The organism is Actinoplanes subglobosus (assembly GCF_042650585.1).
Taxonomy (GTDB): Bacteria; Actinomycetota; Actinomycetes; order Mycobacteriales; family Micromonosporaceae; genus Actinoplanes; species Actinoplanes subglobosus.
The window spans coordinates 16,032-35,366 of sequence record NZ_JBHSBL010000030.1; the positions used below are offsets into that span (position 1 = coordinate 16,032).

Annotated in this window: 24 protein-coding genes; 10 read left to right on the plus strand and 14 right to left on the minus strand. The window is 71.0% G+C overall.

What is annotated here, in order from left to right; genetic code table 11:
- Positions 1–107 precede the first annotated feature (107 nt).
- Positions 108–1,229 (plus strand): TIGR01777 family oxidoreductase, encoded by a 1,122-nt coding sequence (locus ACFO0C_RS44350; RefSeq protein ID WP_378072887.1) that lies wholly within the window; start codon positions 108–110, stop codon positions 1,227–1,229.
- Between the two features lie 55 nt (positions 1,230–1,284).
- On the opposite strand, the gene ACFO0C_RS44355 is transcribed toward ACFO0C_RS44350, so the two are convergent.
- The gene (locus ACFO0C_RS44355) at positions 1,285–3,210 is read right to left on the minus strand and encodes a putative bifunctional diguanylate cyclase/phosphodiesterase (protein WP_378072888.1); all 1,926 of its coding nucleotides are present in this window, start codon (positions 3,208–3,210) and stop codon (positions 1,285–1,287) included.
- A 122-nt stretch (positions 3,211–3,332) separates the two neighbouring features.
- Between ACFO0C_RS44355 and ACFO0C_RS44360 the strand changes: the two genes are divergently transcribed.
- The 3 genes from ACFO0C_RS44360 (at position 3,333) to ACFO0C_RS44370 (ending at position 4,391) form a co-directional block, all read left to right on the plus strand.
- Entirely contained in the window at positions 3,333–3,614 is a 282-nt protein-coding gene (locus ACFO0C_RS44360; RefSeq protein WP_378072889.1) for a hypothetical protein, read from the plus strand.
- Positions 3,615–3,697: 83 nt separating this feature from the next.
- Positions 3,698–3,838 carry a hypothetical protein gene (locus ACFO0C_RS44365; RefSeq protein WP_378072890.1) on the plus strand — a complete coding sequence of 47 codons (141 nt, stop codon included), beginning with the start codon at positions 3,698–3,700 and terminating at the stop codon, positions 3,836–3,838.
- A 115-nt stretch (positions 3,839–3,953) separates the two neighbouring features.
- Positions 3,954–4,391, plus strand: coding sequence for a chemotaxis protein CheW (locus tag ACFO0C_RS44370; RefSeq protein ID WP_378072891.1), 438 nt, complete (start codon positions 3,954–3,956; stop codon positions 4,389–4,391).
- Between the two features lie 29 nt (positions 4,392–4,420).
- On the opposite strand, the gene ACFO0C_RS44375 is transcribed toward ACFO0C_RS44370, so the two are convergent.
- Entirely contained in the window at positions 4,421–5,194 is a 774-nt protein-coding gene (locus ACFO0C_RS44375) for a tyrosine-protein phosphatase (protein WP_378072892.1), read from the minus strand.
- Between the two features lie 120 nt (positions 5,195–5,314).
- Here ACFO0C_RS44375 and ACFO0C_RS44380 point away from each other — a divergent pair, with 120 nt between their 5' ends.
- Positions 5,315–5,953 (plus strand): TetR/AcrR family transcriptional regulator, encoded by a 639-nt coding sequence (locus tag ACFO0C_RS44380; RefSeq protein WP_378072893.1) that lies wholly within the window; start codon positions 5,315–5,317, stop codon positions 5,951–5,953.
- Between the two features lie 134 nt (positions 5,954–6,087).
- Positions 6,088–6,555 (plus strand): hypothetical protein, encoded by a 468-nt coding sequence (locus ACFO0C_RS44385; RefSeq protein WP_378072894.1) that lies wholly within the window; start codon positions 6,088–6,090, stop codon positions 6,553–6,555.
- On the opposite strand, the gene ACFO0C_RS44390 is transcribed toward ACFO0C_RS44385, so the two are convergent.
- Both ACFO0C_RS44390 and ACFO0C_RS44395 read right to left on the minus strand, forming a co-directional pair.
- Complete coding sequence (locus ACFO0C_RS44390) at positions 6,544–7,743, minus strand: M20 metallopeptidase family protein (RefSeq protein ID WP_378072895.1); 1,200 nt, start codon at positions 7,741–7,743, stop codon at positions 6,544–6,546. The two genes, ACFO0C_RS44385 and ACFO0C_RS44390, sit on opposite strands and share 12 nt — an antisense overlap.
- Positions 7,744–7,817: 74 nt before the next feature.
- Positions 7,818–9,146 (minus strand): tagaturonate reductase, encoded by a 1,329-nt coding sequence (locus ACFO0C_RS44395; RefSeq protein ID WP_378072896.1) that lies wholly within the window; start codon positions 9,144–9,146, stop codon positions 7,818–7,820.
- Positions 9,147–9,347: 201 nt separating this feature from the next.
- On the opposite strand from ACFO0C_RS44395, the gene ACFO0C_RS44400 reads away from it, so the two are divergent.
- From ACFO0C_RS44400 to ACFO0C_RS44415, 4 genes are all read left to right on the plus strand, one after another.
- On the plus strand, positions 9,348–10,550 hold the full coding sequence (locus tag ACFO0C_RS44400; protein ID WP_378072897.1) for an MFS transporter: 1,203 nt from the start codon (positions 9,348–9,350) through the stop codon (positions 10,548–10,550).
- 165 nt (positions 10,551–10,715) lie between these two features.
- Positions 10,716–11,717 carry a permease gene (locus ACFO0C_RS44405; RefSeq protein WP_378072898.1) on the plus strand — a complete coding sequence of 334 codons (1,002 nt, stop codon included), beginning with the start codon at positions 10,716–10,718 and terminating at the stop codon, positions 11,715–11,717.
- Positions 11,714–12,418, plus strand: coding sequence for a TIGR03943 family putative permease subunit (locus ACFO0C_RS44410; protein WP_378072899.1), 705 nt, complete (start codon positions 11,714–11,716; stop codon positions 12,416–12,418). The genes ACFO0C_RS44405 and ACFO0C_RS44410 overlap by 4 nt, the downstream gene beginning before the upstream one ends.
- Complete coding sequence (locus ACFO0C_RS44415; protein ID WP_378072900.1) at positions 12,415–13,506, plus strand: hypothetical protein; 1,092 nt, start codon at positions 12,415–12,417, stop codon at positions 13,504–13,506. The genes ACFO0C_RS44410 and ACFO0C_RS44415 overlap by 4 nt, the downstream gene beginning before the upstream one ends.
- A 61-nt stretch (positions 13,507–13,567) precedes the next feature.
- On the opposite strand, the gene rpmG is transcribed toward ACFO0C_RS44415, so the two are convergent.
- The 10 genes from rpmG to ACFO0C_RS44465 are packed head-to-tail and all read right to left on the minus strand — an operon-like array spanning position 13,568 to position 19,323.
- Positions 13,568–13,735, minus strand: coding sequence for a 50S ribosomal protein L33 (rpmG, locus tag ACFO0C_RS44420; protein ID WP_378072901.1), 168 nt, complete (start codon positions 13,733–13,735; stop codon positions 13,568–13,570).
- Complete coding sequence (rpmB, locus tag ACFO0C_RS44425; protein ID WP_378072902.1) at positions 13,735–13,968, minus strand: 50S ribosomal protein L28; 234 nt, start codon at positions 13,966–13,968, stop codon at positions 13,735–13,737. The genes rpmG and rpmB overlap by 1 nt, the downstream gene beginning before the upstream one ends.
- A gap of 58 nt (positions 13,969–14,026) precedes the next feature.
- The gene (locus tag ACFO0C_RS44430; protein ID WP_378072903.1) at positions 14,027–14,332 is read right to left on the minus strand and encodes an ArsR/SmtB family transcription factor; all 306 of its coding nucleotides are present in this window, start codon (positions 14,330–14,332) and stop codon (positions 14,027–14,029) included.
- Positions 14,329–15,129, minus strand: a complete 801-nt coding sequence (locus ACFO0C_RS44435) for a metal ABC transporter permease (RefSeq protein WP_378072904.1) — start codon at positions 15,127–15,129, stop codon at positions 14,329–14,331. The genes ACFO0C_RS44430 and ACFO0C_RS44435 overlap by 4 nt, the downstream gene beginning before the upstream one ends.
- Entirely contained in the window at positions 15,113–15,982 is an 870-nt protein-coding gene (locus ACFO0C_RS44440) for a metal ABC transporter permease (RefSeq protein ID WP_378072905.1), read from the minus strand. The genes ACFO0C_RS44435 and ACFO0C_RS44440 overlap by 17 nt, the downstream gene beginning before the upstream one ends.
- Positions 15,979–16,734, minus strand: a complete 756-nt coding sequence (locus ACFO0C_RS44445) for a metal ABC transporter ATP-binding protein (protein WP_378072906.1) — start codon at positions 16,732–16,734, stop codon at positions 15,979–15,981. The genes ACFO0C_RS44440 and ACFO0C_RS44445 overlap by 4 nt, the downstream gene beginning before the upstream one ends.
- A gap of 1 nt (position 16,735) precedes the next feature.
- On the minus strand, positions 16,736–17,728 hold the full coding sequence (locus ACFO0C_RS44450; protein WP_378072907.1) for a metal ABC transporter substrate-binding protein: 993 nt from the start codon (positions 17,726–17,728) through the stop codon (positions 16,736–16,738).
- Between the two features lie 56 nt (positions 17,729–17,784).
- A complete protein-coding gene (locus ACFO0C_RS44455; protein ID WP_378072908.1) occupies positions 17,785–18,438 on the minus strand; it encodes a GNAT family N-acetyltransferase in 654 nt (217 codons plus the stop codon).
- Positions 18,439–18,446: 8 nt separating this feature from the next.
- Positions 18,447–18,860, minus strand: coding sequence for a YybH family protein (locus tag ACFO0C_RS44460; RefSeq protein ID WP_378072909.1), 414 nt, complete (start codon positions 18,858–18,860; stop codon positions 18,447–18,449).
- A gap of 1 nt (position 18,861) precedes the next feature.
- Positions 18,862–19,323 (minus strand): DUF427 domain-containing protein, encoded by a 462-nt coding sequence (locus tag ACFO0C_RS44465; protein ID WP_378072910.1) that lies wholly within the window; start codon positions 19,321–19,323, stop codon positions 18,862–18,864.
- Positions 19,324–19,335: the final 12 nt, after the last annotated feature.

Below are 19,335 nucleotides of genomic sequence, written 5' to 3' on the forward strand. Positions count from 1 at the left end.
GCAACAGCCTCGGCGGACCAGCCGGGTTGAGCAGTCGCTCAAAGTGACGTACGCTGGACTTGAGCAACCGCTCAAATACCGGTCGACCACGGAGACGGGGCACCACCATGAAGATCGTCATCGCAGGAGGAACCGGTCAGGTCGGTGCGATCCTCGTCCGGGCGTTGACCGCGGACGGCCACGATGTCGTGGTGCTGACCCGCTCTCCGCGGGGCGAGCGGCAGGTCCGCTGGGACGGCTCGTCGCTCGGGGACTGGGCGGCCGAGGTCGACGGCAGTGACGTCGTCGTCAACCTGGCCGGTCGCAGTGTGAGCTGCAGGTACACCAGGGACAACCTGGAAGCGATGATGAACTCCCGCGTCGACTCGGCGCGGGTGATCGGTGACGCCATCGCCGCGGCGGCCCGGCCGCCCGCGGTGTGGCTGCAGATGAGCACCGCGACGATCTACGCGCACCGGTTCGACGCACCCAACGACGAGTCCGGCGGGCTGATCGGCGGCGACGAGCCGGGCGTGCCCGGCTACTGGGGCTACAGCGTGCGGATCGCGAAGAACTGGGAGGCCGCGCAGGAGCGGGCGGTGACCCCGCACACGCGCAAGGTCGCCCTCCGGTCGGCCATGGTGATGAGCCCGGACCGTGGCGGCGTGTTCGACTATCTGAGCTGGCTGGCACGTCTCGGTCTCGGCGGACCGGTCGCCGGCGGCCGGCAGTTCGTCTCGTGGATCCACGACCACGACTTCGCCCGCGCCGTCCGCTTCCTGATCGAGCGCGACGACCTCACCGGGGCCGTCAACCTGGCCGCACCGCACCCGTTGCCGCACCGCGACTTCATGCGCGAGCTGCGGGCGGCCTGGCGGATGCCCTTCGGGTTGCCCGCGACCCGGCAGATGGCCGAAATCGGAGCGTTCGCCCTCCGGTCGGACACCGAGCTGCTGCTGAAGAGCCGCCGGGTGGTCCCTGGCCGGCTCACCGACGCGGGCTTCACCTTCGACTTCCCGCGGTGGCGCACCGCGGCCGCGGATCTCGCCGCACGCCGGCGCCTACCGGAGCAGCAGCCCGCGACTCGCCTCCGGGCCGGAGCCGGTGCCCGACAGCAGCTCCCAGAGGATGAGCAGCACCAGCAGAACGCCGATGGCCATGAGGAGCAGCACCCACCACGGCATGCCGTCCAGGCCGCCCCGACCACGCATGACCCCTCCACCTCGCCGGAGAAAGTGCCCCGAGCATAGGCGGATCGATGGCCTTCCGCTGACCGCCGCTACGCCGGCGGGAGCGGTGCGGCCCTCACGCCGGCAGCAGGGTGTGGATCTGGAGACGGCGGGTGAGGGCCTCGGCGGTCATCGGGCGGGCCAGGTGGTAACCCTGGGCCAGGTCGCAGCCGATCTCGCTGAGCACGGCCAGCGTCGCGGCGTCCTCGATGCCCTCGGCGACGACCGTGAGGCCGAGGATGTGGCCGAGTTCGGTCGTGGAGGCGACCAGGGCCCGGCTGCTGTGGTCGGTGCTGATGTCCTTGACGAACGAGCGGTCGATCTTGATCTCGTTCAGGGGCAGCTGCCGCAGGTAGGCCATCGAGGAGTAACCGGTGCCGTAGTCGTCGACGGAGGTGTGGACACCCAGTTCGCGGATGCGGTTGAGGGTCTCGATGGCGATGTCCGGGTCGGTCATGATGCTGTGCTCGGTCACCTCGATGCACAGCTGGTCGCCCGGGACACCCGTCTGACTCAGGAGCTCGGCGAGCCGGCCGGGGAAACCGGTGTCCAACAGCGACCGGGTGGAGATGTTGACCGCCACCGGGACCCGGTGCCCGGACTCCAGCCAGGCACGGGCCTGCGTCAGCGCCTGCGTCAGCACCTGGTGGGTGAACCGGTGGATCAGCGTGGTGGCCTCCAGCACCGGGATGAACTCGCTGGGCGCGACCTTGCCCCGGATCGGGTGCTGCCAGCGGGCAAGCGCTTCCACGCCGGCCAGTTCGCCCGTACCCATGTGGAATTTGGGTTGGTAGTCGAGGGTCATCTCGCCGGAGCCGTCGAGGGCGCGCCGCAGGTCGCCGAGCAGGGTGAGCCGGGCGTTGCCGTCGTCGCCGGTGTGGTCGGCGACGTAGCGGCGGAAACCGAGGCGCCGGCGTTTGGCCTGTTTCATGGCGGTGTCGGCGTGGCGCAGCAGGGCGGGTACGTCGTCGCCGGGCGCGGCCGTGGCGGCACCGATGCTGACCTCCAGGTCGACGGTGATGTCGCCGATCACGAACGGGTCGTCGAAGACACCGGTCAGGCGCTGGGCGATGGCCTCGCCGATGGCCGGGTCGGTGTCGCGTAGCAGGACGGCGAACTCGTCGTTGCCGAGCCGGGCGACGACGTCCTGCGACCGGACGGCGGCACGCAGCCGCCGGCTGACCTGGGTGAGCAGCAGGTCACCGTGGCCGTGGCCGAGCTGGTCGTTGACCTCGTGGAAACCGTCGACGTCGACCACCAGCACGGTGACCCGGCCCCGCCGCGACCTGTCACGGCGCCGGCGGCGGCTCGCCTCCTCGGCGATCGCGCGCCCGGTCCGGGCGGTGAAGGCGAGGCGGTTCGGCAGGGCGGTGAGCGAGTCGGTCGCGGCGGTCCTCTCCACCCTCCGGCGGTGTACGCGCACCGAGTACGCGAACAGCGCCAGCACGAGCAGACCCGCCACGAAGGACAGGCCACTGCCCCAGAGCAGCAGCCGGGACTCGCGCTGCCCGGCCGACTGCAGTGCCGCATGGCTGGCGAGATGCTGCCGGCGCTCGGCCACCACCGCGGTCATGATCGCCTTGGCCGCCGGCTCGATCGTCCACTCCAGGTTCTGCTCCGCCCTCTCCATGTCGCCGAGGTCGATCGACCGGAGGTAGGTGGCCACCTCGGAGTTCAGGTTGCGGTGCGCCTCGACGAGCCCGGCGGTGACCTTCGGATGGTCGGTGTCGACGGCCGCCATGCGTTCCATGGCGCCCTGCGTCTGGGTGTGCACGGCGGAGAGCTGCCAGCGTTCCTCGCCGTGCGGCTCCACCAGCGACGCCTGGATCAGCGCCATCTCCCAGCTGACCAGGTAGGCCGCCTCCTGGTAGGCGTCGGTGCTCGCACTGTCCCGGGCGAGTTCGTCGACGATCGCGGCCTGCCGCCACGACCCGTAAACCGCCAGCCCGGACAGGCCGGCCAGCACGACTGCGAGCAGCCCTGCCAGCCACCACGAAGCCACCCGCGCCGACATATCTTCGCCTTCCCGCAGCCACCTGTCGCGTCACCATCGGCATCGGTGTGGCGGAGGTGACAGTCCGGGAGGTTGCGCTCCAGGTGCATGCTGGCCCGATACTGTGCGACGTGTCGCCGGACTGGGACGAGGATGAATATCTCCAGTGCCTGCATGACGCGCGGCGCCGCTATGCGTGGGTGATGCGGCGTCACGCGGGTCTGGACGCGACCCGGGCCGGGATCGCGGCGGAGAAGCGCTACCCGTTCGAGGCGAGCGACGACCCTTATCGAGGAATCGCCTTCCACGACGAGGCCTGGCACCGGGCGATGCTGGACATCCACGGAAACCGGTACTGGATCTCGCACCCCGATCTCGCTGAACCGCCGGCCGAGTACCGGACGATCAGCTGACGTCGTCCAGCAGCTGTTCCCGGCCGCGGTGGAGTGCGGACTCGGCGTTGTCGGGGGCCAAGATGATCATCTAGTCTCGTGCCGTGAACGGGGGGATCGGCATGGGGTCGATAGTGCTCGCGCTGCTGGGCGTGGCAGTGCTTTATCGGGTGATCCGGACGGCCGTCGCCCACGGCATCGCCGACGCCGCCGAGAAGCAGCGCAAGGCCGACCGGAAGTCCTGACCGGCGCCGGGCGGAAAAGAGCCGCCGGATTCCTTTGGTCGGCTGCCGGATCTCCGATATTCCTGGTGTTCCGTCGCCACCAGCCTCTCGGCGGGCACCATCCCAGGAGTTGCGCATGTCGAGTCGCCAGTTCGTCACCTTCGAGGTCGCCGGCCAGTTCTTCGGTGTGGACGTGGACGCCGTCCAGGAGGTTCTGTCGTACAGCGAGTACACCCCGGTGCCGATGGCGCCGAACGCCGTCGGTGGCCTGTTCAACCTGCGCGGCCAGGTGATCGCCGCGGTCGACCTGCGGGTGCAGTTCGGGTTGCCGCGACGGGACATGACCGGCCTGGTGATGAACGTGATCGTGCGCTACGCCGGTGAGCCGGTGAGCCTGCTGGTGGACCGCATCGGGCAGGTCGCCTACCTGGACGCCGACCTGTTCGAGGAGCCGCCGGCGACACTGACCGGCCCGTCACGTGCGCTGGTCACCGGCGCGTACAAGATCGAGGGCCGGTTGCTGCTGGTCCTGGATGTCGCCGAGTGCGTGAACACCTCCCGCGTCCCGGCCTGACCCCGGCCGTCCCCGCCGCCTCCGGCGTCTCAGCCGGCGATGCGCTCGCGGAGGGCTCCGAGGTCGGCGTCGGACAGGCCGCCGTCGCACAGGTAACGGGCTGAGCCGCCGCGCTCGTCGAGCCACCCGAAGGCGGCCTTGATCGCCTCCGGCGGGGTGGCGGTGACCAGGTCGGTGATCGCCGGGATGAGGGGTACGCCCCAGGCTTCCAGGCGGGTCAGCATGAGGTCGGCCCACGCGCCGGCGAGATTCGTCTCGCTGAGCGCGTAGTCGGCGATGACGGCGTCGCGGTCCGCACCGGCCGCGTCGAGCAGCAGGGCCACGGCCACGCCGGTCCGGTCCTTGCCCGCCGTGCAGTGCACGAGCACGCCACCGTAGGTGTCGTCGGCGGGCCTGGCGACGAGTCGCGCGACCTCGGCGAACGTCCCGGCGGCCGAACCGAGCATCTGGATGTACAGGTCCGCCAGCGTGGGGATGCGCGCGAAGATCTCCCGCATCGCGGTCTCGTCGACGTCGGCCGCCGACGGCATGCTCGTGAACGCGCCCTGGAGCAGCGGCAGCTCAACGGCGGTGAACGGGCGCTGCGTGCCGACCCGGTTCGGCAGTCCGGCCTTCTCCATGTCGGTGCGGAAGTCGACGATCGTACCGATCGGGCTCGCTGTCAGGGTTTTGATGCCGTCGTCGGTCGTGCCGGCGAGCGCGTCGGACCGGTAGAGCACCCCGGGGCGGGTCGAACCGCCCGCCGTGAGCGGGATGCCTCCGGTGTCCCGGGAGTTGTAGGTCCCGGCGATGATCGCGCTCACGCGACCTCCTTCTCGTCCGCGGTCGGGTCAAACCTAGTGGCGACTAAGTTAGCCGGTGGATCTTGTGCCCGTCCAGGTCCCATCGCATCGACCCGGACCACATCTCGTAGGGTTTCCGGGGTGGAGAGCTCAGAGCGTCCCCCCGGCGGCGACTACCGGCTCGCTCGCGGCGACGCCCGGCGCGACCGGATCCTCACCGCCGCCACCAGGGAGTTCGGCCGCAAGGGCTACGAGAGCGCCCGCATCGCCGACATCGCCCGGTCGGCCGGGGTGACCGACGCCGGGGTGCTGCACCACTTCGCCACCAAACACGACCTGTTCATGGCCGTCGTCGAACGCCGCGAGGAGGTCTACCAGACGATCAGGCTGCCCGACGAGTCGGTGCGGGCCCTGTTCGACGAGTTCATCGCGGTCGTACGGCTGGCCGCGCAAGATCCTGACCTGCTGCGATTCCGCGTCATGCTCACCGGCGCCTCCCGCATCGAAGGCCATCCGGTGCAGGGCCGCGCCCGCCGCAACCTCGAAGCCGCGCTGGACACGCTGGTCCCGTTCGTGCGGAAGCGCATCACCGCCGGTGAGATCGCCGAGGGCACCGATCCGCAGCAGCTCGTCCTCGAACTGCTGGCCCTCAACGAGGGCCTCCGCGACCAGTGGTCGACGCTGCCCGACCGCGTCGACTACGTCGCCGCATTCACCGCCGCCGCCGAGGGACTCTACGAGCGGGTGCGCGCCAGGCCGACCGGCAACGGAGCACGGTGAGCCTCCGAACCGACTCGCCGCATTGCCGACCCGTCGGACCTGGCGGCGGCATGCCGTGATTCCGCGCACGGCTTTCGCGACGTCAACGCCGCGGTGGCCGCCGGCACCGAACTCGGCCGGATTAGAGTGCGATCATGACCGACGCATCCGTGCACCTCGTCGCCCAGCCTCGTCTCGACACGCTCGTGACGGAGTTCCGCTCCGGCGCCCAGCGGCTGCGCACCGACTTCGCGGGGACGGCCTGGATCGGTGACATCCCCGACCCGGCATCCGGGATGATGGGGCCGAACTACCAGCGGCGTGTCGTCGACTCACAGTTGTTTCTGCCGGACACCCACTGGTACACCGTCGGCGAGCTGGACGACGCCGAGATCCAGGTTGTCGCCGGCCTGCTCCAGGTGCCGGGCACCACGCAGGGCTCACAAGGGCTGGTCGGCGCCATCGCGGACCCGAGTGCGGATTTCTTCGAGCACCCGGAGCACGAAGACCGGGTCGGCATCTGCCTCACGCTGCGGGGCCGGATCTGGTCCAACGTCGGCCTGTCATATCGAATCACCGTGCTGTGCCGGCCGGAGGCCTTCATCAGTGACTCACCCGCGTGATGCGAGGGCCGCCAACCTGTGGGTCAGCAGGGTGGTCATGGCTCGTACGCCGTGACCGATCGCCCGTTCGTCGGCGGCGAAGTCGAGGGTGTGGGGTGCGCCGTTCATGCCCTTCTCGGCGTCCGCCACTCCCAGGTAGAACATCGAACCCGGCGCCTCCCTGAGGAACAGGGCGAAGTCCTCGCAGTTGTGCGGCCAGGACGCCCGGCCCCACAGCACCGACTCCGGGCCCATCGCCGTGCTCAGATACCGCCCGGCGGCCGTGCTGAGATCCGCCGAGTTCACCATGGCGGGGAACGCGTCGCCGTACGGGTACTCCACGTTCCCGCCCGCCTGCGCCGCGAGCTGCTCGATCCGGGTGCGTAGCTCAGGGAACCGCTCCTGCGGCCAGACCTTCAGCATGATGCTGACGACGGGCTGCCCCTCGGGTGTCTGCTCGGTCCACTGGATGACGCTGACCGACTCCTGGATCGAGGCGGCGACCTCCGGATCCAGCACCGCATGGAAGCGCGCGTGATAGTCGGCGACGCTCTGCGGGAACTCGACGGTGTTGATCTTCTGCACCTCGGTCGCCACGGCGGCCACCGCGGTGTCGTCGCTGTCCGGCAGCACGATGCGGATGTTGTCGACGCCGGGCAGGCCGTACCCGGGAGACACCGTGATGGTCCCGGCCGGGAACGGGGCGCAGTGCACCGCATAGCTCTCCCGCGGCGCGAGCCTCTGCACCAGTCCGGTCCCGAGCATCGCCCGCGCACCTTGCAGTGGCTCCTCCGCCGGCTGGAAGACGAACGCCAGCCGGCCCCGAACCCGGCTGGAGTCCCGAGCCAGCGCCCGCGCGACGCCGACCCCGACCGTGGTGTGCAGGTCGTGCCCGCACAGGTGGGCGACGTTGGGGACGCGCGAGGCGAAGGCCTCGTCGAAGACCTGACCCGACCGGGGGAAGGGCAGCGCGTTGTAGCGCACGTCGACCGCGTCCATGTCAGCCCGGTACATCACCGTCGGGCCGCCGGCGGAACCGTCGAGCACCCCGATGACCCCGTGCCCGCCGACGCCGGTCGTCACGTCCAGCCCGGCCGCACGCAGCTGGTCCGCGACCAGCCCGGCCGTCGCCTTCTCCTCTCCGGCCACCTCCGGATGACGGTGGATCTCCCGCCGGAGCTCGATCAGGCCGTCGTCAAGAATCGTCACCGGTCAATCTTTCGCACACCCGTCGACGTTGCGCATCCGTATTTCCCTTCCCCTGAGAGCTGTCCGGATGGTGGTCAGCCGGCCAGTGCGGTGACCGCCTTCTCCGGGCCCAGGTCGAGCAGGGTACGGACGTGCTCGGCGGTGTGGGTGGCGAGCCGGTCGCGTTCCGGATCGGACAGGTCCCAGCCGAGCGTGTGCAGCGCCGCCGTGATCCACTGCCGTGGTTCGGCCGGGTCGAAGGCGGCCCGGATCCGTGTCACCACGTCCGGGTCGTCGCGGACCGGCACGTCGCCGAGCGCCCCGGTGTAGCCGGTGAGCAGTGCGGCCAGGGCGAACGTGGTCAGCGGTGCGGTTCCCGCGGCACGCCAGACCGGCAGGTTGCGGGTGTGCCATTTGGCGGTGGCGTTGAGGGCGATGTCGGCCAGTCGATGGTCCAGCGCGGGGTTCGCGAAACGGTCGAGCGTCGCTACGGCGTACCGCTGCAGGTCCTGTGGTCTTCCCGGCAGTGTCGGCAGGACCTCGTCGGTGAGCAGGCGGCGCGCATAGGCGCCGGCGACCGGGTGGGCCATCGCCTCGCTGACGCTTCGGCAGCCGAGCGCGGGTGCGACGGCGGCCAGCGCGGTGTGCGCACCGTTGAGGACCGAGACCTTCTTCTGGCGGTACGGGCGGATGTCGCGCAAGAATTCGACCGGCAGACCGGCCCGGTCCAGTGGGAACTCGTCACGGATCGCGTCGTCGCCGGCGATGGCCCAGCTGGCGTAGTACTCACCCCGGACGTCGAGGCCGCCCGGGACGACCGTGCCGGGGACGATCCGGTCGACGATGGTGTCGTAGAACCGGCAGTGCCCGGCGATCCACTCGGCGAGGTCCGGTTCGGCCCGGGCGTGCCGCAGGATCGCGGACCGCAGGGCCTGGCCGTTGTCCTCGATGAGTTCGCAGGGCAGGAAGACGAGGCCGGCGGCGGGGTCGCCGTCGAAGTGCCGCCGGCGTTCGCGGAGCAGTGCCGTCATCTTCGCCGGGAAGGAGGCGGGCGGCCGGGCGGTGAGGTCGTCGTCGACGTAGACGATGCCGGCGTCGGTGGTGTTGGAGACGACCAGGCGCAGGTCCGGGTTACGGATCAGGGCGAGGCAGGCGTCCCAGTCGTCGTGGGCGCTGGCGTACTCCCGCACCGCGGTCACCCGGGTGGTCTCGGTGAACGGCTGCCCGTCACGGATGCCGTCGAGCACCACGTCGAAGCCGTCGACGATCCGGGCGGCCCGCAGGTCGTGGCGGGGCGTCACCCGCATGACCGCGACGCCGTGGTCCAGGACGCCGGCGTCGTTGCCGCGCTGGATCATCCAGTCCGCGAACCCGCGGAGGAAGTTACCGGCGCCGATCTGCAGGACTTTCGTCGGCAGGCTCACGCGGGGCCCTTCCTGGTGGACGACAATGCCGTGCAAACGTTCCCACAATTTGCATCAGCACGGAAGGACCACTGCCACCACCTGCGTTTGCGGTCCGGCGCAGGCCGGCACCGGGTGCAGCGGCACCGCTGGGAATTCGGGTGCCTCCCGGCGACCGGGCAGGTAAGGATCATCGGGCTCATCGAAGCCCGAGGGGGTCGCGTGTTCCAGTCATACCGCCGGTTGTTCGCGGCACCCGGCGCGCTGGCGTTCACCGTGGCCGCCCTGCCGGCCCGGCTGGCGATCTCCATGTTCGGTGTGAGCGTCGTGGTGATGGTGGCGACGCTGCGTGACTCGTATGCCCTGGCCGGCTCGGTCTCGGCGGCCGGTCTCGCTGCCATCGCCGTCACCGGGCCGTGGATCGGCCGTCTCGTGGACCGGCACGGTCAGGCGCGGGTGACGGTGCCGGCCACGATCGTCTCCGCCGTCGCGGCCGGTGTCCTCGCGTTCTGTGCGGGTGCCGACGTGCCCGCCTGGACCCTGTTCGCCGCCTATGCCGCCTCCTCCACCAGCCCGAACATCGGCGCGATGGCCCGGGCCCGCTGGGCGGTCCTCTTCCCCGGCCGGCCCGAGCTGCGGCACAGCGCGAACGCCCTGGAACAGTCCCTGGACGAGCTCTGTTTCATGGCCGGCCCGGTCCTCGCCGCGCTGCTGTGCACGACCGTCGCGCCGCAGGCCGGGCTGATCGTGGCGATTGCGCTGATGGTGGCGGGCTCGCTGGCGTTCGCCGCGCAGCGCCGCACCCAGCCACCGGTGCACGCCGAGGCCACCCGGGAGCCGGGGCGCTCCCCGCTGCGGATCCGCGGCGTCCTGGAGATCACCCTGACGTTCCTGGCCACCGGCGCGGTGTTCGGCAGCATGGAGGTGGTGACGGTCGCCTACACGGAGTCGCTGGGTCATCCGGCAGCGGCCGGGATCATCCTGGGGCTGCTCGCCGGCGGTTCGGCGGTGGCCGGGTTGCTGTTCGGCACTCTTCGACTGCCCGGGAGCACGCCGGTCCACTTCCTGATCTGTGTGGCGGCGATGGCCGTCCTGATGCAGCCGGTGCTGCTCGCCACCGACGTCTGGGTCCTCGGCACACTGCTGTTCATCGCGGGCCTGGCGACCGCCCCCACCATGATCACCAGCATGACGCTGGTCCACGAACTGGTTCCGCAGTCCCGGCTCACCGAGGGCATGACCCTGACCACCACCGGTCTGCTGATCGGGATCTCGGCCGGCGCGTCGATCGGCGGCTGGGTCGTCGAGGTGGCGGGCGCGCACACCGGCTATGCGACCCCGGCCATCGCGTCCGGGCTCGCTCTCCTGGTCGCCCTGGCCGGCTTCGGACCGGCCGCTTTCAACCGGCGCCGCCAGGCGACCTGAACATATCAGCAATTGAGCATCAATTGATTTCTCCGCTTCCGGTAGCCGAATACGGAAGCGAATCTTGCGCATTCCCCGCCGCCCTGTAGATTGATTGACGGCCGTGACTATTCCGGCAACCGGGAAGATCCCCGTGGCGGAAATTGGAGCGCATTCTTGGACCTCTTGACCACCGATTCGCGTCCGGCCACGTCCGGGACCGCCGGCCCGGCCGGCGGCTGGCGCCCCGGCTCCGTCGAAGCCCTCGCCGTCCTGCTCGTCCTCCTGGTGGCCTTCCGGTCGCCGCTGGCCGGCCTGGTCTCCGACCCCCGGTTGCAGACGTGGACCACGGTGTTCGTGTCGGTGCTGGTCCAGGCCGTTCCGTTCCTGGTCTTCGGTGTCGCGCTGTCGGCCGTGATCGCCGTGTTCGTGCCCCGTTCGTTCTGGGCGAAGGCCCTGCCCCGGCACCCGGCCGCGGCCGTGCCCGCCGCGAGTCTCGCCGGTGTCGTCCTGCCCGGCTGCGAGTGCGGCAGCGTGCCGATCGCGGGCTCACTGATCCGCCGCGGCGTCACACCGGCCGCCGCGCTGGCCTTTCTGCTGGCCGCACCGGCGATCAATCCGATCGTGCTGACCGCCACCGCCGTCGCTTTTCCCGGCAACCCGGAAATGGTGGTGGCACGCGCTCTCGCGAGCCTGGCCATCGCGATCGCGATGGGCTGGTTGTGGCTGCGCCTGGGCAGGAGCGAATGGATTCGGCTGCCGCACCGGGCCGACGACGGCGACGGTTCCCGCAGCCGGGCGTTCTGGGCCGCGTGCCGGCACGACGTGATGCACGCCGGCGGGTTCCTGGTGATCGGCGCCGCCGCGGCCGCGACCATCAACGTCGTGGTGCCCGAGTCGTGGCTGCAGGGGCTGGCCGCCGATCCGGTCCTGTCGGTGCTGGCCCTGGCCACGCTGGCCGTGCTGCTGTCGATCTGCAGCGAGGCCGACGCGTTCGTCGCCGCGTCGCTGTCGCAGTTCTCGCTGACGTCGCGGCTGGTGTTCCTGGTGGTCGGCCCGATGGTCGACCTCAAGCTGATCTCGATGCAGGCCGGGATGTTCGGCCGGCGGTTCGCCGTCCGGTTCGCGCCGGCGACGTTCGTGACCGCGGTCCTGGTGGGCACGGCGGTCGGGGCGGTGATCTGGTGAACCGGCAGGCGCAGGCGATCGTGATGGTGCTGCTCGGCGGCGCGGTCCTCAAGGCCAGTGTCACCGACGTGTACCTGCGTTACGTCAAGGAGGGCCTGCGGCCGTTCCTGATCGCGGCGGCGCTGCTGCTGCTCGCGGCCGCGGTGATGACCCTCGTCCACGACCTCCGCTCCCGGGCCGGCGACGACGGGCACGCCCATCACGAGCCGCGGGTCGGATGGCTGCTGATCCTGCCCGCGATCGGCCTGCTGCTGATCGCGCCGCCGGCCCTCGGGTCGTACGCCGCCGGGCAGTCCGGCAGCATCCTGGCCTCCGCGCAGGTCGAGTCGGAGTTCTCGCCGCTGCCGCCGGGTGATCCGGTGCCGCTGAGCCTGATGGACTACGCGTCCCGGGCGGTCTTCGACCAGGGGCGGAGCCTCGAAGGCCGTACCGTGCGGCTGACCGGTTTCGTCACACCCGGCCCGGACGGGCGGCCGATGGTGGCCCGCATGGTGCTGGCCTGCTGCGCCGCCGACGGCCGGCCGATCAAGGTGGGCCTGGCCGGTGACGTGACCGTCGACGCGCCGGTCGACACGTGGGTGCAGGTGATCGGCACCTACAGCAGCCGGATGGACAAGGACCCGGTCAACGGTGCCGGGGTGCCCTACCTCGAGGTGGAGAGCTGGCAGAAGACCACGGCACCGCGGCGGCCGTACGAATGAGGACCGCATCCGGGCGCAGGCGCGCCCTCTCCGCCGCCGGCCTTACCGTCGCGCTCGGTGCGACCGGCGTCCTGATCCTGCGCGGCGGCCCGGCCGGACCGGCGCCCGTGCCGGAGGCCGGCAGTCCACGGCCGACGGTCGCGACGGCCTGGCCGACAGCGGAGCTACAGACCCTCGGCGGCCTGCCGTTGCGGCCGCTGCTGTTCCTCGACACCAGCACCGTGATCGGCACCGCCACCAGCAACGACGACAAGTTCCTGCGCCTGCTGCGGCGCGGCCCCGACGGCACCCTGCGGGAGCTGCGCCGGCTGGACACGGCCGCCGGCCCCCGGTTCGAGAACGTGACACCGGCCGGCGACGACGTCGTCTGGACCGAGTTCGCCGACGGCGGGCCACCGCAGATCTGGGCGGCCGACATGGTCGGCGGCGGCCCGGCCCGCAGGCTGACCGGCGATCTGGGCAACGTGGTCTTCTACGGCAGCCAGTACGACCTGGTGCACCAGGCCGGGCGGGTGTACTGGGCGGCGGCTCCCGACGACGGCAGTTCGGTGACCGAGATCCGTTCGGTGGCGCTGACCGGCGGTCCGGTGCGGGTCACCCGCCAGCCGGGCGAGTGGACGATGGCGTCGTGGCCGTGGCTCGACGACGGCGCCAGCGGCGGGGTGGCCGCCACACTGATCCGCAACATGAGCACCGGCCGGGAGATCACCGTGCCCACCGGTGCCTCCGAGTTCGCGGCGTGCAGCCCGTCCTGGTGCCGGGTGATGGTCGTCGCGGGTGACGATCTGACCCGCATCGACCTGATGCGGCCGGACGGCTCGCAACGGCGCCCGATGGCGGCCGGCTCGGCCCGGACGGCGGTCCCCGACGTGGCGGCGCTCGACCGGTTCGAGATCCTCGCCGAGCCGGACCAGAACTCCGGGAACACCGGCACCGCCGGGCTGCTCGTCTACGACATCGACACCGGGGACACCGTGGAGCTGGCCGCCGCGGCGAACGACACGCAGAGCCGCGGCGGGCTGGTGTGGTGGTACACCAGCACCGGCGGCGCCGCCGAGTGGCATGTCCTGGACCTGCGCACGATCTGACAGTACGGCCGGGCCGGCCGGGTGCGGCCCGCGGCAACAGGCCGGCACCCGGCCGGAGTCGTCAGCGGTCCTCGCGGAAGTCGACGTGTTTGCGGGCGACCGGGTCGTACTTGCGCAGGACCAGGCGATCGGGGTCGTTGCGGCGGTTCTTGCGGGTGACGTACGTGTAGCCGGTGCCGGCGGTGCTGCGCAGCTTGATCACGGGCCGGATGTCGGTGCTCCTGGCCATCAGATCCGCACCCCCTTGGCGCGCAGCCGGGCGACCACGGAGTCGATGCCGTCCCGGTCGATGATCTTGATGCCGGTGGTGCTGACGTTCAGCCGGATCGCGGTGCCGTCGGCGAGGCGGTAGCGGCGGCGCTGGACGTTGGGATTCCAGCGGCGGCGGGTGCGGCGGTGGGAGTGCGACACGGCGTTGCCGAAGCTGGGCTTGGCGCCGGTCACGTCACAGACGTGGGACATGCCACCCACCTTATAATGAAAACCGTTTTCAACAAGACGCGGGGTGGGTGATCTCCGATCAACGGGCGGCCCCCGTCACGAAGGCGAGGAGGTCGTCGATCAGCTTGCCGGTCGACTCACCCGGCAGCGAGTAGTAGACCCGCTGCCCCTGGCGGCGGCGCAGGATCAGGCCGGCGCCGGTCAGATGGCGCAGGTGATGCGAGATGGCCGTCGGATGCGCCGGCACCACCTCGCACAGCGCCGCCGGAGTGGCCTCACCCGCGCGCAGAACCAGCAGGATGTGCAGGCGGTGCTGGTACGCCATGCCCCGCAGCACCTCGACCGCCCGATCCAGATCAGCCGGATCGATCAACTCGGCGCTCATGCCGGCACCACCCGCCGCAGGCCCCACGACACCACCAGTACGGCGGTCGCGGCCAGCGAGATGCTCGCGCCCGCGGCCACGTTCCAGCGACTCGACGCGTACAGCCCGGCCAGCCCGCTCGCCACACCGAACACCACCGCCAGTCCCGTGACCACCGCGGGACGATCGGACCACAACCGGGCGGCGGCAGCCGGGGCGACGATCAGCGACAGTGCGAGGATCGTGCCGACGGCCGGCACCACGGTCACCACCACCAGCACGATCGTCAGCAGCAGCACCACGTCCCAGACACCGGCCCGCATCCCCGCCGCACGGGCGCCGGCCGGGTCGAAACCGGTGTACCGCAGCGGCCGTGCGCAGACCAGCAGGACCAGCGCGACGACGGCCAGCGCACCCGCGGTGACGACCAGGTCCGGCGCGCTGACCGTGAGGATCGAGCCGACCAGGAACGACGACAGGTCCCGGCTGAACCCGCTCTGCGTGGCCACCAGCGCGGCACCGAGCGCGAACCCGCCGGACACCAGCACACCGGTCGAGGCCGCCGCGTCCTGCCCACGCCGCCGGGTCAGCGCGGCCACCCCGAGTGCCACCACCGCGCCCGTCACCACCCCGCCGAGCAGCAGGTTGACGCCGACGATCGACGCGGCGACGACGCCGGGGAACGTGGCGTGGGTCAGGGCCATGGTGAAGAACGACAGCCGCCGCACCACCACCTGCACCCCGATCAGCCCGGTCAGCGCGCCGACGAGGACCACCTCGGCGACGGCGCGGTGCATCACGTCATCCCACCAGTTCATGCGGTGACGTCCTCTCCGCCGGGGCCCGATCGCGCCACCGGCGCAGGGGCAGCAGCAACAGGTAGGCCAGGACGAGCATCAGGACCACCGCGGACGCCGAGGTCAGCGCGACGCCGTAGCGCAGTGACGCGGTCCAGCTCAGCAGCAGCCCGAAGTAGCCGGCGGCGAGCACCAGGCCGGTGCCGGTCACGGCCATCGGAATCAGCCGGTCGGTGACCATCCGGGCCGCGGCCGCCGGGACGATCAGCAGCGCGACCACCAGGATCGTGCCGACCGCACGGACCGCGGCGACCACCACCAGGGCGAGCAGGATGTTGAGCCACAGGTCCAGCCAGCCGGTCCGCAGCCCGGCCGCCGCGGCGCCGGCCGGGTCGAAGGCCCGGAACACCAGTGCCCGGGCGCCGATCGCGAGCGCCGGCAGGATCACCGCGGCGAGGACGGCGGTCTCGGCGATCTGCCGCGGCGTCACGGTCAGCAGCCGGCCGAAGAGAAAGGCGGTCAGATCGGAGGTGTACGACGTACGCCGCGACACCAGGACCACCCCGATCGAGAACATCGCGGTGAGCACGACCGCGGTGGCGGCGTCGTCGGTGAGCCGGGCACCACGGGTCAGCACGGTCAGCACCACGGCGGTCAGGACACCGGCCACCAGCGCGCCGGTGAACAGGCCCTCGACACCACCGGCCACGAACCCGATCACCACCCCGGGGAACACCGTGTGGGTGAGGGCGTCGGAGACGAACGACAGCCGCCGGACGAAGACGAACACACTGACCGGGCCGCAGATCAGCGCCAGCAGGGCGATCTCGGCGAGGGCCCGGCCCATGAACGGTACGGCGAACGGCTCGATCACGGTTCGACCACCACCATCCGGCCGTCTGCCAGGTCGATCGCGGCGCTGCCGTACGTCTGCCGCAAAGGCTCTGCCGTGAGGGTCTCGGCGGGCGCGCCCACCGCCCATTGCCTGCCGTTGACCAGGCAGACCAGGTCGGCGAGGTCACGGGCGACGGTGAGGTCGTGGGTGCTGAGCACCAGTGCGGTCCCGTCGGCCGACAGCTCGCGCAGCACCCGGACGATCGCCTCCTGGCTGACCGCGTCGACACCGTTGAACGGCTCGTCGAGCAGCAGCAGCCGTGGCCGGGCGGCGATCGCGCGCGCCAGCAGCACCCGCTGCCGCTGGCCGCCGGAGAGCAGACCGAACCGCAGGCCGGCCCGGTCGGCGAGTCCCACCCGGTCGAGGGCCTCGGCCACGGCCCGGCGGTCGGCCGCGCGGGCCGGCCGCCACCAGCCGAGTTGCCGATAGCGGCCCATCATGACGACCTGCCGGACGCTGACCGGGAAGTCGGGGTCGAGGTTGCCGGTCTGCGCGACGTATCCGGTGTGGGCCCGGGCGCGGGCCGGCTGCGTGTTCAGGACGGTGGCGGTGCCATCGAGGACGTCGGCCAGGCCGAGGACGGCTTTGATCAGTGTGGACTTGCCGGCGCCGTTGGGGCCGACCAGGGCGAGCCGCTGCCCAGGCCTGAGTTCGAGATCGACGCCGGTGACAACCGGGGTGCCCGAATAGCCCACGCTGACCCCGGCCAGGCACAGGGCGGCGGTCGTCATGTCAGCCGGCCAGCGCGTCGACGATGACCTGGGTGTTGTGCCGCTCGGCGCCGAGGTAGGTACCCTCCGGCGTGCCGGGCGCGCCGAGGCTGTCACCGAACAGCGCGTCCTCGCCGGCGACGACCTCGACGCCGGCCTGCTGTGCGATGGCTTCGGCGGTCTTCGGCGGAAGGGAGCTCTCGGCGAAGATGGCGGTGGTGCCGGTGGCCTTGATCTTCGCGACCAGGTCGGTGAGCTGTTTGGCCGACAGTTCGGCGGAGGTGTCGAGGCTGGGGATGACCGAGCCGACGAACTCCAGGTCGTAGCGGGCGATGTAGTAGCCGAAGGCGTCGTGGTTGGTGACCAGCTTGCGGTCGGTCTGCGGGATCTTCGCCCAGGCGGCGGCGTTGTCGCTGTCCAGCCTGTCGATCTCGGCGCTGTAGGTGGCGAGGTTGGTGGCGAAGGTGGCGGCCCTGGACGGGTCGGCGGCGGCGAGACCCTTCTGGATGTTCGTCACCATGATCTTGGCGTTGCGCGGGTCGTGCCAGATGTGCGGGTCGTGCTCCTCGCCCTCCTCGCCGGCGTGCTCGCCCTCCTCCTCGGCGTGCTCGCCCTCTTCCTCATGGTGTCCGCCCTCGCGCAGCGTGACGCCCTGGCTGGAGTCGACGACCGTACCGCTGAAGCCGGCCGACTCGATGGTGCGGTCGAGCCATTCCTCGAGGCCCACGCCGTTCTTGACGACCAGCTTGGCGGTGGCGATGGCTTGCAGGTCGGCGGGCGTCGGCTCGTAGTCGTGCGGATCGACGTTGGGCTTGATGATCTGGGTGACGGCGACGTCGTCGCCACCGATGTTGCGGACGAAGTCGGCGACCTCCGGGGTGGTGGCCACGACGGCCAGCTTCGGGCCACCGGCCGTGGAGGCGGCGGGTGCGGGGGTCTCGGAACCGCAGGCGGCCATGGCGAGGGTGACCGCGGCCGTGACGGCGGTCCAGGCCAGGCGGGGGGCGTGCTTCATCGATCTCACTCCTGTCACTGAGGAGTGGAACGATAATCATTTTCGAAATTTATCGTCTAATCGCAAATTGACGATATGTTCACGCCACGCAGCCGCGACTCCAGCCGCTGCCTGAGCAGCGGCCAGTCGTCGTCGACGATCGCGTACAGGACCGTGTCACGCCACGAGCCGTCGGCGCGACGGCGATGCTTGCGCAGGACACCCTCCCGCCGGGCACCGAGCCGTTCGATCGCCGACTGGGCACGCACATTGCGGATGTCGGTGACCAGCGGTACCCGTACCGCGCCGAGGGTTTCGAAAGCGAAAGCCAACATCAGGAGCTTGGCCTCGGCGTTGATGCCACCACCCCACCACCGCTGCCCCAGCCAGGAATAGCCGATCATCACCGTCCGCAACCGCGGATCGGGTTCGGCGAACGAGGTGGTCCCGGCGAACCGGCCGCCGGCGATCTCGATCTGCGCGTACGGCAGGCGACTCCCCCGGGCCCGGCCGGCGAGAGCCGCCGTGATGTGCCGCTCGGCGTCGCGCACGGTGACCGGACATTGCAGCGCCCCACCGGGCGGACTCTGCCAGCGGAAGATCTCCGCCGACTGCTCCGCGGTCCCCGCAGCGGCGAGATAGCCGGCGGCATGGTCGAGGGTCAGCGGTTCGAGACGCACGAGCCGGCCGGTCAGAGCCGGCATCGCAAACCAGAGATCGTCATCGGTCACGGAGTCCATCATGGCCTCACCGGCGGCTCCCGGTGCGGATCACCATGACGGTGTACGACCCGCCAGGCACCGTCCTCACGCCGGAAGATCGTGGTCGCCCGCAGGGCGTACGTCGTCGGGATGCCGTTGGCGGTCGCCGTCATCCGCTCGATCGCCACCAGATAGGCGAGATCACCGTCGGCGCCGGCGGCGATGATCTCGTACTCCAGGGACGTGCACGCGGAGAAACGGCCGGCGATCCAGTGGAAGGTGGGTTCCAGCTCGGCCCAGCCCGTGCGGTTGACCTCCGCGCCGAACAGGGTCACCGGATCCCGGTGCGACCACAGCTCGTTGCGCAGGGAGGCATCGCCGGTGTGCAGCGCGAACTCGGCCGCCCGCAGACGCGGCAGGACGTCCGCGAGGAAATCCTCCGTCTGCCCCATGTCACCAGCCTCCCGTACCCGGGCCGCCCTTGAACGGGCCGGTGATGTCGCCGGTTATCCACCCGCCGTAGAAGTCGCCCTCCTGCGGCCGGACGAGCTCACCACCCACCCGGCACTCACCCACGCGGCTCGGATAGAAGGCGACTGACCCGGCGATCTCTCCGTAGCCGGGCGACGGATGCTCGTAGGACCAACCGGCCCGCGGCACCCGGACGTCACCGACGACGAGGTCCCAGTAGGTGGCGACCCCTTTGAACTCGCAGTACGAGCGACCGGCGCCGGCCTCCAGCACCCCGTCGGCGATGTCGTCGCGCGGAATGTAGAAGACCGGCGGATGCGAGGTCTCCAGAACCCGCCGGCAGCGCACACTGTCGGCGACCACCACCCCCGAATACACGACGGTCACCCTGGCCACGACACGCTCGACCCGCGGCGGCCGCGGATAGTCCCAGACCGACTCCATCGGTCCAGCTTG